This is a genomic window from Streptomyces sp. NPDC001135 (assembly GCF_053598395.1).
Map to the genome: position 1 here is coordinate 114,845 of NZ_JBSFKD010000009.1, position 12,013 is coordinate 126,857.

The 12,013-nt window shown below is 70.2% G+C and carries 11 protein-coding genes; 3 read left to right on the plus strand and 8 right to left on the minus strand.

Going from position 1 to position 12,013, the window contains the following annotated elements; genetic code table 11:
• Positions 1–14: 14 nt before the first annotated feature.
• The 6 genes from mmsB to ACWC94_RS14060 form a co-directional block, all read right to left on the minus strand.
• A complete protein-coding gene (gene mmsB / locus ACWC94_RS14035) occupies positions 15–1,259 on the minus strand; it encodes a multiple monosaccharide ABC transporter permease (protein WP_450796777.1) in 1,245 nt (414 codons plus the stop codon).
• Positions 1,256–2,806 (minus strand): multiple monosaccharide ABC transporter ATP-binding protein, encoded by a 1,551-nt coding sequence (gene mmsA, locus ACWC94_RS14040; protein ID WP_450796778.1) that lies wholly within the window; start codon positions 2,804–2,806, stop codon positions 1,256–1,258. Before mmsA ends, mmsB begins: the two co-directional genes overlap by 4 nt.
• Before the next feature lie 36 nt (positions 2,807–2,842).
• Positions 2,843–3,952, minus strand: coding sequence for a multiple monosaccharide ABC transporter substrate-binding protein (gene chvE, locus ACWC94_RS14045; RefSeq protein ID WP_450796779.1), 1,110 nt, complete (start codon positions 3,950–3,952; stop codon positions 2,843–2,845).
• A gap of 37 nt (positions 3,953–3,989) precedes the next feature.
• Positions 3,990–4,958 (minus strand): hypothetical protein, encoded by a 969-nt coding sequence (locus ACWC94_RS14050; protein WP_450796780.1) that lies wholly within the window; start codon positions 4,956–4,958, stop codon positions 3,990–3,992.
• Positions 4,959–5,111: 153 nt separating this feature from the next.
• Positions 5,112–6,125, minus strand: coding sequence for a zinc-dependent alcohol dehydrogenase (locus ACWC94_RS14055; protein ID WP_450796781.1), 1,014 nt, complete (start codon positions 6,123–6,125; stop codon positions 5,112–5,114).
• Positions 6,122–7,279, minus strand: a complete 1,158-nt coding sequence (locus tag ACWC94_RS14060; protein WP_450796782.1) for a mandelate racemase/muconate lactonizing enzyme family protein — start codon at positions 7,277–7,279, stop codon at positions 6,122–6,124. The genes ACWC94_RS14055 and ACWC94_RS14060 overlap by 4 nt, the downstream gene beginning before the upstream one ends.
• 200 nt (positions 7,280–7,479) lie before the next feature.
• Between ACWC94_RS14060 and ACWC94_RS14065 the strand changes: the two genes are divergently transcribed.
• Both ACWC94_RS14065 and ACWC94_RS14070 read left to right on the plus strand, forming a co-directional pair.
• Positions 7,480–8,511 (plus strand): SCO2400 family protein, encoded by a 1,032-nt coding sequence (locus tag ACWC94_RS14065; RefSeq protein ID WP_450796783.1) that lies wholly within the window; start codon positions 7,480–7,482, stop codon positions 8,509–8,511.
• A 187-nt stretch (positions 8,512–8,698) separates the two neighbouring features.
• Positions 8,699–9,853: a serine hydrolase domain-containing protein gene (locus ACWC94_RS14070; RefSeq protein ID WP_450796784.1), complete on the plus strand. Its 1,155-nt coding sequence runs from the start codon at positions 8,699–8,701 to the stop codon at positions 9,851–9,853.
• 79 nt (positions 9,854–9,932) lie between these two features.
• On the opposite strand, the gene ACWC94_RS14075 is transcribed toward ACWC94_RS14070, so the two are convergent.
• Both ACWC94_RS14075 and ACWC94_RS14080 read right to left on the minus strand, forming a co-directional pair.
• Entirely contained in the window at positions 9,933–10,352 is a 420-nt protein-coding gene (locus ACWC94_RS14075; protein WP_450796785.1) for an organic hydroperoxide resistance protein, read from the minus strand.
• 98 nt (positions 10,353–10,450) lie between these two features.
• The gene (locus tag ACWC94_RS14080; RefSeq protein WP_450796786.1) at positions 10,451–11,485 is read right to left on the minus strand and encodes an NADP-dependent oxidoreductase; all 1,035 of its coding nucleotides are present in this window, start codon (positions 11,483–11,485) and stop codon (positions 10,451–10,453) included.
• 89 nt (positions 11,486–11,574) lie between these two features.
• Between ACWC94_RS14080 and ACWC94_RS14085 the strand changes: the two genes are divergently transcribed.
• Positions 11,575–12,012: a MarR family winged helix-turn-helix transcriptional regulator gene (locus ACWC94_RS14085; protein ID WP_450796787.1), complete on the plus strand. Its 438-nt coding sequence runs from the start codon at positions 11,575–11,577 to the stop codon at positions 12,010–12,012.
• Position 12,013: the final 1 nt, after the last annotated feature.

The window sequence follows — 12,013 nt, forward strand, 5'->3', positions numbered from 1 at the left end:
TCCCTTCTGGGTGCTTACGAACCGGACTTGCGCTTGTTCCACACGTCGAACCCGACCGCCACCAGCAGGGCCAGGCCCTTGATGACCTGCTGCCAGTCGGTGCCGACGCTGAGGAGGTTCATGCCGTTGTTCAGCACGCCGAGGACGAGACCGCCGATGATGGCGCCGAGGACGGTGCCGACACCGCCGCTCATGGACGCGCCGCCGATGAACGACGAGGCGATCGCCTCGAGTTCGAAGTTGACGCCCGCCTTCGGCGAGGCCGCGTTCAGCCGGGCGGCGACCACCAGACCGGCCAGGGCCGCGAGCACGCCCATGTTCAGGAAGACGTAGAAGGTGACCTTCTTGTCCTTCACGCCGGACAGTTTGGCCGCCGGCAGGTTGCCGCCGATCGCGTAGATGTGCCGGCCGAAGACCGCGTTGCGCATGACGTAGCCGTAGCCGACGACCAGCGCGCCGAGGATGATCAGCACGATCGGGGCGCCCTTGTAGCTGGCGAGCAGCAGGGTGAGGACGAGGATCGCCGCCACCAGGGCCGTCAGCTTGAGCAGGAAGAGGCGGACGGGGACCACGTCCAGGGAGAACTCCTGCTGGCGGCGGCGGTCGCGGAACTCCTGCCGGACCACGGCCGCGATCAGGACGAGCCCGAGCAGCAGGGTGAGGTTGTGGTAGTTGGTGTTCGGGCCGGCCTCGGGCAGGAAGCCGTTGCCGATCTTCTGCAGGCCGTCGGGGAAGGGGCCGAGGGTCTGGCCCTTCAGGAGGATCTCCGTCAGGCCGCGGAAGAGCAGCATGCCGGCGAGGGTGACGATGAACGACGGTATGCCGAGGTAGGCGATCAGGAAGCCCTGGATCGAGCCGGCCGCCGCGCCCACCAGCAGGCACAGCACCAGCGCGACCGGCCAGGAAACGCCGTGCTGCACGGTCAGGACGGCCGCGAAGGCGCCCACGAACGCCGTCAGCGAGCCGACCGACAGGTCGATGTGCCCGGCGATGATCACCAGCATCATGCCGATCGCGAGGATCAGGATGTAGCTGTTCTGCAGCACCAGGTTGGAGACGTTGCGCGGCAGCAGCAGATCGCCGCCGGTCCAGATCTGGAAGAGGACGACGATCAGGCCCAGCGCGATCAGCATGCCGTACTGGCGCATGTTGCGGCGCAGACCGCCGAGCACCAGCCGCACCAGGCCGGCGCCGTCGCCCGGTCCGCCCTTGCCCGGCGGTGCCGCCGCCGGGACCTTGTCGGTGACGTCCGTGCTCATCGCGTTACCTCTTTGTCCTTCGTCATATGGCGCATCAGCACTTCCTGCGTGGCCTCGGCCCGCGGCACCTCACCCGTCAGCCGCCCGGCGGCCATGGTGTAGATGCGGTCGCACATGCCGAGCAGCTCGGGCAGTTCGGAGGAGATGAAGACGACCGCCTTGCCCTGGGCGGCCAGCTGGTCGATGACCGTGTAGATCTCGTACTTGGCGCCCACGTCGATGCCGCGCGTGGGCTCGTCCAGGATCAGCACGTCCGGACCCGCGAAGATCCACTTGCTGAGGACCACCTTCTGCTGGTTGCCGCCGGACAGCTTGCCCACCGGCGCGAACACGGTCGGCGCCTTGATGTTCATGGACGTGCGGAAGCCCTCGGCGACCTGCCGCTCCTCGTGCTCGTCCACCACTCCCCGCCTGGCGACCTTGTGCAGCGCGGTCAGCGAGATGTTGCGGTTGATGGTGTCGATGAGGTTCAGCCCGTAGTGCTTGCGGTCCTCGGTGACGTACGCGATGCCGTGCCGCACCGCCTCCGCGACGGTCCTGGTGCGGATCTCCGTGCCGTCCTTGAGTACCGTGCCGCCCGCGTACCGGCCGTACGTCCGCCCGAAGACGCTCATCGCCAGTTCGGTGCGGCCGGCGCCCATCAGGCCCGCGATCCCGACGATCTCCCCGCGCCGCACGCTGACCGACACGTCGTCGACGACCTTGCGCTGCTGGTCGATCGGGTGGAACACGGTCCAGCCGCGGATCTCCAACGCCGGTGCCGCGCCCTCCTCGGGCCGGTGCGGGGTGCGCTCGGGGAAGCGGTGGTCGAGGTCGCGGCCGACCATGCCGGCGATGATCCGCTCCTCGGTGGTCTCCGGCGCCTTCACATCGAGGGTCTCGATGGACCGGCCGTCCCGGATGATCGTCACCGAGTCGGCGACCTTGCGGATCTCGTTGAGCTTGTGGGAGATGATGATCGAGGTGATGCCCTGGTTCTTCAGCTCCAGGATGAGATCGAGGAGTTTGCCGCTGTCCTCGTCGTTCAGGGCCGCCGTCGGCTCGTCGAGGATCAGCAGCCTCACCTCCTTCGACAGCGCCTTGGCGATCTCCACCAGCTGCTGCTTGCCCACGCCGATGTCGGCGACGCGGGTCTCCGGGTGCTCGTGCAGACCGACCCGGCGCAGCAGTTCGGTGGCGTGGCGCAGGGTCTCGCGCCAGTTGATCAGGCCGCCCTGGGCGTGTTCGTTGCCGAGGAAGAGGTTCTCCGCGATGGACAGATGCGGCACCAGCGCCAGTTCCTGGTGGATGATGACGATGCCGCGCTGCTCGCTCGCCCGGATGTCCCTGAAGGCGCAGACCTCCCCCTCGAAGAGGATGTCGCCCTCGTAACTGCCGTGGGGGTGGACGCCGGAGAGCACCTTCATCAGGGTGGACTTGCCGGCGCCGTTCTCCCCGCAGATGGCGTGGACCTCGCCCCGCCGGACGGTCAGGGTGACGTCCGACAGCGCCTTGACACCGGGAAAGGTCTTGACGATCGAGCGCATTTCCAGGACGGGTCCCGCCATGGTCGTGCCTTCCAATCCGTAGGGAATCAGGGCGGGTTACTTCAGCTCGGACTCGGTGTAGTAGCCGCCGTCGACCAGGACCTGCCGGTAGTTGGACTTGTCGACGCTCACCGGCTGGAGCAGGTAGGCCGGGACGACCTTGGTCCCGTTGTCGTAGGTCTTGGTGTTGTTGACCTGCGGCTTCTTGCCCTTCAGGGAGTCGTCGACCATCGTCGCGGCGACCTCGGCGAGCTTGCGCAGGTCCTTGTAGACGGTCTGCCTCTGCTCACCGGCGATGATCGACTTCACCGAGGCGATCTCGGCGTCCTGGCCGGTGATGACCGGCAGCGGCTTGCTGCCCGAGCCGTAGCCGTCCGACTTCAGCGCGGACAGGACACCGATGGAGATGCCGTCGTAGGGCGAGAGCACCGCGTCGACCCGGCCGCTCTTGTAGGAGCCGGTGAGGATGTCCTCCATGCGCTTCTGCGCGGTGGCGCCGTCCCAGCGCAGGGTGACGACCTGGTTCAGCGCGGTCTGCCCGGACTTGACCACCAGCTGCTTCTTGTCGATGTACGGCTGCAGCACGCTCATCGCGCCGCCGAAGAAGTACTTGGTGTTGTTGTCGTCGTTGGAGCCGGCGAACAGCTCGATGTTGAACGGGCCCTTCTTGCCCTTGCCCAGCCCGAGCTGGTCCACGATGTACTGGCCCTGCAGCCTGCCGACCTTCTCGTTGTCGAACGAGGCGTAGTAGTCGACGTTCTTGGTGCCGAGGATCAGCCGGTCGTAGGAGATGACCGGGATGTGCGCGTCGGCGGCCTCCTGGAGCACGGAGTTCAGCGACTTGTTGTCGATCGCCGCGATGATCAGGCCCTTCACGCCCTGCGTGATGAGGTTCTCGATCTGCGAGACCTGGGTGGCCGGGTCGTCCTCGCCGTAGACGAGCTTCGTCTTGTAGCCCTTGGCCTGAAGGTCCTTGACGACGTTCTTGCCGTCGGAGATCCAGCGCTCGGAGGACTTGGTCGGCATGGCGATGCCGATGGTGGCGCCCTTGACGTCGCCCGTCTTCTCCTTGCTGCCGCCCTCGCCGCTCTGGCCGCAGGCGGTCAGGGTCAGGGCGAGCGAGGCGGCTGCGGCTGTCGCGGCGAGTGCGGCTCTGCGGTTGCGCATGGTGATCCGTCCTTGGTCTTCTCGTCGTTGAGAGGGGTCACGCGGTGGTGGGGAAGCGGTGGAGCGTCCCGGGCAGCCGGGAGCCGAGCGGCGCCATGTCGCCGTCCGCGCCGTGCCGGGCGAGCAGGTCCAGGGCGAGCCGGCCGCGCCGCACCCGCTCCCGGGCGGTGTGCAGGGTCACGTTCCGCAGGTGGGTGCCCCACGGGTAGATGCCGGGCGCCTTGGACAGACCGAACTTCAGGTAGAGCGGGGCGCCGCGCCGGATCAGCTCGGCGACCTCGTACATGCGCACATAGCCGCCGAGGTCGTCGGGGGCCTCGATGTACATGTCCATCGGGGCGCGGGACACCCGCCGGATCTCGGTGAGGTGGTCCAGCGTCAGGTCACTGGGCACGTTGACGGAGTCGGCTCCGAGCCGCTCGTACACGGCGTACGAGGCCGGGTTGACGGGGCCGATGAGCGCCGAGACCTTCAGGGTGGTGTCGGCCGGGATGATGCCGTTCTCCCGCGCCCGGTGCAGGGTCCACAGCACGCCCTCGTCGGCGACCAGCAGGCACCCGACGCCCAGCTCCGTGGCCCGTACGGCGTCCTCGACGCATCCGGCGACGGCGTCGTGGCCCCGCGCGCGCGGTCCGGCCCCCCGCGAGTCGGACCGTACGGAGCCGCCGATGTCCCAGGTGCCGCGCGGGCCGGTGAACAGGCAGAGTTCGATGTCACGTGCGGCGGTGGCCTCGACCATCTCGGTGATCTCGGCGTCGGTGAGCATCCACACGCCGCTGCCCTGGCTGATCCGGTGGATCGGCACATCGAGGCGCGAGGCCTCCTTGAGGACGACCGCCAGTGCTTCGGGACCCTCGCACGAGGGGATCTCGGTGCGCCAGCGACCGCCGCCCGGGAAGCTGTGGGCGGAGGCGTCGGCGGGGTCGAGGGCGGGTGCGTCCAGGCCGAGGGCGGCGAGCACCTGCTCGCCGGGCCTGCGGGCTGCCGGAGCGGAAGCGTCGGTCACAAGCTGTCCTTAGGGTCCAGTGTCCTGTGTGTTCGAAATGTCGGACGAGGTTCGCGGCTGCGGGTGGGGAGCGGCCCGGGCGGCTCCGCGAAAAAAAGCTGGTGGCACGCCGGCCGGGGCGCCGTCAGGTCACGCCCTGACCGGCGTGCGTCTCTACGGGCGGAGCAGCACCTTGCCCACCTTCGGATCACCGGCCCCGACCAGCTCGATGGCCCGCGGGAACTCGTTCAGCGGCAGCTCGTGCGTGACCAGCGGCAGCGGGTCCAGCAGCCCGGCGCCGAACACCCGCACGGCGTGCGCCCAGGCGTCCGGCGGCGCCCCGAAGACGGTGTGCACCTCCAGTTGCCGTACGACGAGGTCGGTCGGGTCGAGCCCGTCCGCGCCCGGCGCCGGGATCCCGGTCAGCACCAGCCGTCCGCCGCGCCTCAGCAGCGAGGCGGCGGTACGCGCGGCGGACGCGGACCCGGCGGTCTCGATCACCACGTCGAAGTCGTCGGGCAGCTCCTGGTCCTTCAGCCGGAAGCCGGTGGCCCCGAACCGCCGGGACAGCGTCTCCCGGTCGTCGCGCGTGCCCACCACCAGCAGCTCGGCCGGGGAGACCGCCTTCAGGAACTGCACGGCGAACATCCCGAGCGTGCCGGTGCCGACCACCGCGACCCGCTCGCCCGGCCGGGCGTGGGCCTTCAGCGCGGCGGCCGCGACACAGGCCGCCGGCTCCAGCAGGGCGGCGGCGGTGAGGTCGGCGTGGTCCGGCAGGACGTGCAGCAGCCGGGCCGGGAGGGTGAGCGTGCCGGCCATGGCGCCCGGCTGGGTGAACCCGGTCTCCTCGTACCCGGCGGTGCACAGGGTGGTCTCGCCCGCGTGACAGCGGTCGCACACCTGGCAGTTGCGGAAGCCCTCCCCGACGACCTTGCGGCCGACGAGGGACGCGGGGACGCCCGGCCCCACCGCCGAGACCGTCCCCGACCACTCGTGCCCGGGGGTGAGCGGATACCGCACGTACCCCTCGGGCCGGTTGCCCTGGTACACCTCGCGGTCACTGCCGCAGATGCCCACCGCGTGCACGGCCACGAGCACCTCCCCGGGGCCGGGATCGCGGGGGGTGTGGTCCTCGACCCGGTGGGCGCCCGGCGCCTCGACGACGACCTGGGAACCCCGGGAACTCACTTCGTACCCTTCGGCTTGCGCTGCTCCCAGCCCTCGGCCCACAGGTCGAACCGGGCCTGCTGCTGCGGGAACTCGGCGGCGGCGTCGACGTCCAGCTCGACGCCGAGACCCGGCGCGTCGGACAGGTGGAAGTACCCGTCCACGACCTGCGGCGCCCCCTTGACGACCTTCTTGATCTCCGCGTCCGCGAAGTCGTTGAAGTGTTCGAGGATCTTGAAGTTCGGCGAGGTGAAGCCGACCTGGAGGCTCGCCGCGGTGAGGACGGACCCGCCCACGTTGTGCGGGGCGACCAGCATGTAGTGCGTCTCGGCGGTCGCCGCGAGCTTGCGGGTCTCCCAGATGCCGCCGATGTGGCCGACGTCGGGCTGCAGGATGTCCGCGGCCTGGCTGTCGAACAGCTCGCGGAACTCGATCCGGTCGTGGATCCGCTCACCGGTGGCGATCGGGACGTCGACCTTGGCCGCGACCTTCTCCAGTGCCTTCAGGTTCTCCGGCGGGACCGGCTCCTCCAGCCAGGCCGGCTTGAAGGGGGCCATCTCCTTGGCCAGCCGGACGGCGGTCGAGGGGGAGAAGCGGCCGTGCATCTCCAGCATCAGCTCGGCGTCCGGGCCGATCGCGTCCCGTACCGCCTCGATGAGCGAGACCGCGTACAGGGTCTGCTCGTGGTCCAGCTCGAAGTGCCCGGTGCCGAACGGATCGATCTTCAGCGCCCGGTATCCGCGCTCCCTCACCCCCTGGGCGGCCTTGTGATACGCCTCCGGCGTTCGCTCGGTCGTGTACCACCCGTTGGCGTACGCCTTGACCTTGTCGGTCACCTTGCCGCCGAGCAGCTGCCACACCGGCACGCCCAGCGCCTTGCCCTTGATGTCCCAGCAGGCCATCTCGACGACCGCGATGCCGGACATCACGATCTCACCCGCACGGCCGTAGTCGCCGTACTTCATCCGGCGTACGAGATCCTCGACGGCGAACGGGTCCGAGCCGAGAATGTGATTGGCCTCGGCCTCCCGCAAGTAGCCGATCAGCGCGTCGGTGTGACCGAGCATCCGGGTCTCGCCGACTCCCGTGATCCCCTCGTCGGTGTGCACCTGGACGTAGGTCAGGTTGCGCCACGGCGTGCCGACCACGTGCGTGCTGATTCCGGTGATGCGCACGGCAGTTGCCCCTCAGCTGTTCGATATTTCGTCACGCGTTCGAAATGCTGGCGTGACAGTAAGGACGGGGCGGTCGGGGTGTCAATGGGTGGAACGGGTAACGGTTTCGGCAAGCCTTTCGAGAATTATTTCGCTTTCTACGAAACCTTCACAGAGGTGCCTAGGAACGTGACCCATGGGGAATCTAGTCTTCCGGCGTCATGGACTACTGTCACCCGTGCCAACGGCACCTCAACGGCGCCCTGGCCTGCCCCGGGTGCGGAGCACCGGCACGCCCCGCCGCGGAAGCGACGGTCGCGTACGCCCACGCGGGCACGGGTGAGGCACCGGGTTACGGCGGTCACGTCCCCGCCCAGGGCGCGTACCCCTCCCCCGAGGGACACGACGCACGCATCCCCTCCCAGAGGCACGCCCCCCTGGAGTACGAGCCCCAGGGCTACGCGGCTCACACCTACGGGTCCCAGGGCTACGGCTCCCATGGCTACGAGGCTCAGGACCACGAGGGGCAGGGGCACGAGAGCCAGGGCCACGAGGCTCACGGGTACGACAACCCCCAGCGGTACGAGCCGGCGGACACGGAGGAGCCGGAGCCGCACGACGACCCGGACCGCGCGGCCGATTCCCCGGCCGACTCCGAGGACGGTGGCCGGGCCGCCCGGCGCAGGGCGCGGGGCACCGCCACCGTGAGCCCCGCCGACGCCGACGCCGACGCCAGCCGCCGCGACCGCAAGGCCGCGGCCCACCGCCGCCGACGCCGCCGCGCCCTGCTGGTCACGGCCGGATTCGTGCTGGCCGCGGGCGGCCTCAGCCTCGCCGAACTCGGCACCGACGCGCCCTTCTCGCCCTTCACCAGCGGCCGGCCGGGCCCGGCCTCGGACACCGCGGCCGACGGCGGCACGTCCTCCGCCTCGCCCGGCGCCACCACCGACCCGGCCACCCCCACCTCCGGCGCACGGCCCGGCGCCGCCGGCTCCGCCTCCCCGGACGCCTCGGCCTCCGCGTCCGCCGCCAAGTCCCCGAAGGACAAGGACTCCACGTCGCCCGACGTCAGGAACACCGGCCCGGCGCGGCCGACCGCCGCGACGGGCTCCGGCGCGACCCCCAAGGCCCCGCCGACCCCGGCAGCGTCCGGACCGGCCCCCGCTCCGTCCAGCGCCCCGACGACCTCCGCTCCGTCCCCGACGCCCGCGCCCACCAGGACCTGCACCCGCTTCCTGTGGTGGTGCACCTGAGCCCGGGCGCACGAGTGCGCACCACCCCGCGCCATCCGCCATCCGGGGCATCGGTGACACCCCCGGCCGCTCACGACGGTTGAGTCGAACAGGTGCATCGCGACGTACCGGTCTCGGGAACGTCCCGAACGCGAACGGGCGTTGTGCTGAGAGGGAGCAGCGAGCAGCGGCTCAGTTGAGGAGAGCGATGACGCAGCAGATCACCGTCCAGGGCACGGTCGCCGAGGGTTTCGAGGCGGTGCGTGAGGAGTTCGCCGCCTTCGTCGCGGGCGAACGGGGCGACTACGAGGGCCAGTTGTGCGCGTACGCGCACGGGCGGCGGGTCGTCGACCTGTGGGCGGGTGCGGAGGCGGACTCGCTGTACGGCGTGTTCTCGTCCACCAAGGGCGCGGCGCACCTCGTGGTCGCGCTGCTGGTGCAGGACGGCACGCTGGAGCTCGACCGCAAAGTGACCTACTACTGGCCGGAGTTCGGCGCCGAGGGCAAGGGCGCGGTGACCCTCCGGGACCTGCTGGCGCACCGGGCGGGCCTGGTCGGCATCGACGCCGGGTTCTCCGCCGAGGAACTGGCCGACGACCGGGCGATGGCCGAACGGCTCGCCGACCAGAAGCCGTTCTGGCGCCCGGGGACGGCCTTCGGCTACCACGCGCTGGTGCTCGGCGCGCTCACCGGAGAGGTGGTCCGCCGTGCCACGGGCCGCACCCTCCAGGAGGTGTACGAGGAGCGGGTGCGCGCCCCGTACGGCACGGACTTCTTCCTGGGGCTGCCCGAGTCCGAGGAGCCCCGCTTCCGCTCGGTCCAGCCGATGCTGCCGACCCCCGCGCAGCAGGCCCTGCTGGACGCCCGGCCGACCGGCCCGCACACCCTGACCTCGATCGCCTTCAACGGCCACGTCCCGGAGCCGGGCACCCTGGCGGACCACGCCAACTCCCGCCTCGTACGGGCCAAGGGCCCCGCGTCGGCGGGCGGCGTCGCCTCCGCGCGGGGCCTCGCGAAGACGTACGCGGCGGCGATCAGCGAAGTGGACGACCGGCCACCGCTGCTCAAGCCCGACACGGTCGCCGAGATCGGCCAGATCCACTCCGCCGGCTACGACCTGGTGGTCCGCGCCCACAGGTCGTACGGCCTCGGCTTCCAGGCGACCGCCGACACCTGGCACCCCGTCCTGGGTGCCGGCGCCTTCGGCCACGGCGGCGCGGGCGGCAGTCAGGCGTTCGCGGACCCGCGCAGCGGCCTGGCGTACGGCTACACGCGCCGGCGGATGGCCTTTCCGGGGGGAGCGGCGCCGGAGAACGACGGGTTGGTCCGCGCGGTACACCGGGCGGCGTTGAAGAGCGTCTGACCGGCAGCCGCTCCCCGCCGAAGAAGAGACCGCACCCCACGTCCAGGGGTGCGGTCTCCGCAGTACGCAACGACGATCGTCAGACCAGCGTCACGGTGATGTTCCCCCGCGTCGCCTTCGAGTAGGGGCACACCTGGTGAGCCTTCTCGACCAGGTCCCGCGCCACCTCGGCGGAAACGTGGGGAATGCTCGCCGAGATCTCCACGATGATCCCGAACCCGTCGTCGTTCTTGCCGATCCCGACCTTCGCGGTGACGGTCGACCCGGAGACGTCGGCTCCCTCCTGCCGGGCGACGACTCCCAGGGCCCCCTGGAAGCACGCGCTGTAACCGGCGGCGAACAGCTGTTCCGGGTTGGTCCCGGACCCGCTGCCGCCCATCTCCTTCGGCGGGTTGACGACGACGTCGAGCCGGCCGTCGTCCGTGGCGACCCGGCCGTCTCGGCCGTTCTCCGCGGTGGCGACGGCGGTGTACAGGACGTCGGACTGCGTGATGGGCATGCGGTTGTCCTCCTCGTCGTTCCGCCGCGACTCGCGCCCACGATCGACGACGGATTTCGGAATGAAGTTACCGCATGCCGGAAAGATGGGGCCAGGCCTCAGAGCTTGACGATCATCTTCCCGATGTTGTCGCCGCGCAGGACGCCCAGGAACGCCTCGAGGTTGTTCTCGATGCCCTCGACGACCGTCTCGCGGTACTTGAGCTGCCCCGAGGCGACCCACGGCCCGACCTCGCGAACGAACTGCTGCTGCAGGTCGTAGTGGTCGCTGACCAGAAAGCCCTCGATACGGCCCCGGGTCTGGATGAGGCGGGCGAGGTTCCTCGGCCCCGGTGCGGGCTCGGTGTTGTTGTACACGGAGATCATGCCGCAGACCGCGATCCGGCCGCCCTGGTTCAGCGACCCGATCGCCGCCTCCAGGTGGTCGCCGCCGACGTTGTCGAAGTACACGTCGACGCCGTCGGGCGCGGCCTCGCGCAGCTGGTCGGCGACCGGGCCGCTCTTGTAGTTGAACGCCGCGTCGAAGCCGTACTCCTCGACCAGCAGCTTGACCTTCTCGTCCGATCCGGCCGAGCCGATGACCCGCGAGGCGCCCATGAGCTTGGCGAGCTGCCCGACCTGGCTGCCGACGGCGCCGGCCGCGCCGGAGACGAAGACGACGTCGCCCTCCTTGAAGGAGGCGGTGCGGACCAGGCCGGCGTAGGCGGTGAGGCCGGTCATGCCGAGCACACCGAGGTAGGCCGACAGCGGCACGGCGTGGGCGTCGGCGTCGACCCGGACGGCCGGAACGGCCGTCGGGCCGACCTTGACCGCGTTCTTCGCGTCCACGACCGCGTACTCGCGCCAGCCGAAGAAGTGCAGGACGTGGTCGCCGGCCTCGATGCCCTCGGCGTGGGAGGTGACCACCTCGCCGACCGCACCGCCCTGCATGACCTTGCCCAGCTCGAAGGGGGCGACGTACGACTCGGCCGCCGACATCCGGCCGCGCATGTACGGGTCCACGGAGAGGAACTTGTTCCGTACCAGTACCTGGCCCTCGCCCGGGGTCGGGACCGGGGTCTCGACGAGCGCGAAGTCCTCCGGCTTCGGCCAGCCGACGGGACGGCTGAGCAGGTGCCACTCGCGGTTGATCATGACAGCGCCTTTCCTGATTACTTCAGTACCTGAAACAACCATGCGCTTCAATATTTCAGGATGTCAAGTAAGCGGGTATTCTGGGGGGTATGGCCACACCACCGAAGACCCACCGCCCCGACGCCCTGACGATGGAGGTCGTCGAACTCATCGGGGACGTCGTGGCCCGCTTCTACGCGGACTACGAGGAAGCGGCGGGCGAGCACGCACTGACCGGACCGCAGGCCCGGCTCCTCAGTCTGCTGTCGGTGGAGCCGCTGCCGATGCGGAAGCTGGCGCAGAAGCTGAAGTGCGAGCCGTCGAACGTCACGGGCATAGTGGACCGCCTGGAGTCCCGCGGCCTGGTGGAGCGCCGCCCCGACCCGGCCGACCGCCGGGTGAAAGTGGCCGTCGCCACCGAGGACGGTCTGCGCGTCGCCCGTGACCTGCGAGAAGGCCTCCATTTCGCCCGTGAGCCCCTCGCCGGCCTCTCCGCGGACGAACGCCGCTCCCTGCGCGATCTGCTGCGCCGCATGCTGGCCGGCTGAG

Bases quoted from the DNA above. Each gene is read 5' to 3' on its own strand.
- ACWC94_RS14070 (WP_450796784.1), top strand. From the start codon at position 8,699: ATGACGCAGCAGATCACCGTCCAGGGCACGGTCGCCGAGGGTTTCGAG.
- ACWC94_RS14080 (WP_450796786.1), bottom strand. From the start codon at position 11,485: ATGATCAACCGCGAGTGGCACCTGCTCAGCCGTCCCGTCGGCTGGCCG.
- mmsB (WP_450796777.1), bottom strand. From the start codon at position 1,259: ATGAGCACGGACGTCACCGACAAGGTCCCGGCGGCGGCACCGCCGGGC.
- ACWC94_RS14065 (WP_450796783.1), top strand. From the start codon at position 7,480: ATGGACTACTGTCACCCGTGCCAACGGCACCTCAACGGCGCCCTGGCC.
- ACWC94_RS14075 (WP_450796785.1), bottom strand. From the start codon at position 10,352: ATGCCCATCACGCAGTCCGACGTCCTGTACACCGCCGTCGCCACCGCG.
- mmsA (WP_450796778.1), bottom strand. From the start codon at position 2,806: ATGGCGGGACCCGTCCTGGAAATGCGCTCGATCGTCAAGACCTTTCCC.
- chvE (WP_450796779.1), bottom strand. From the start codon at position 3,952: ATGCGCAACCGCAGAGCCGCACTCGCCGCGACAGCCGCAGCCGCCTCG.
- ACWC94_RS14085 (WP_450796787.1), top strand. From the start codon at position 11,575: ATGGCCACACCACCGAAGACCCACCGCCCCGACGCCCTGACGATGGAG.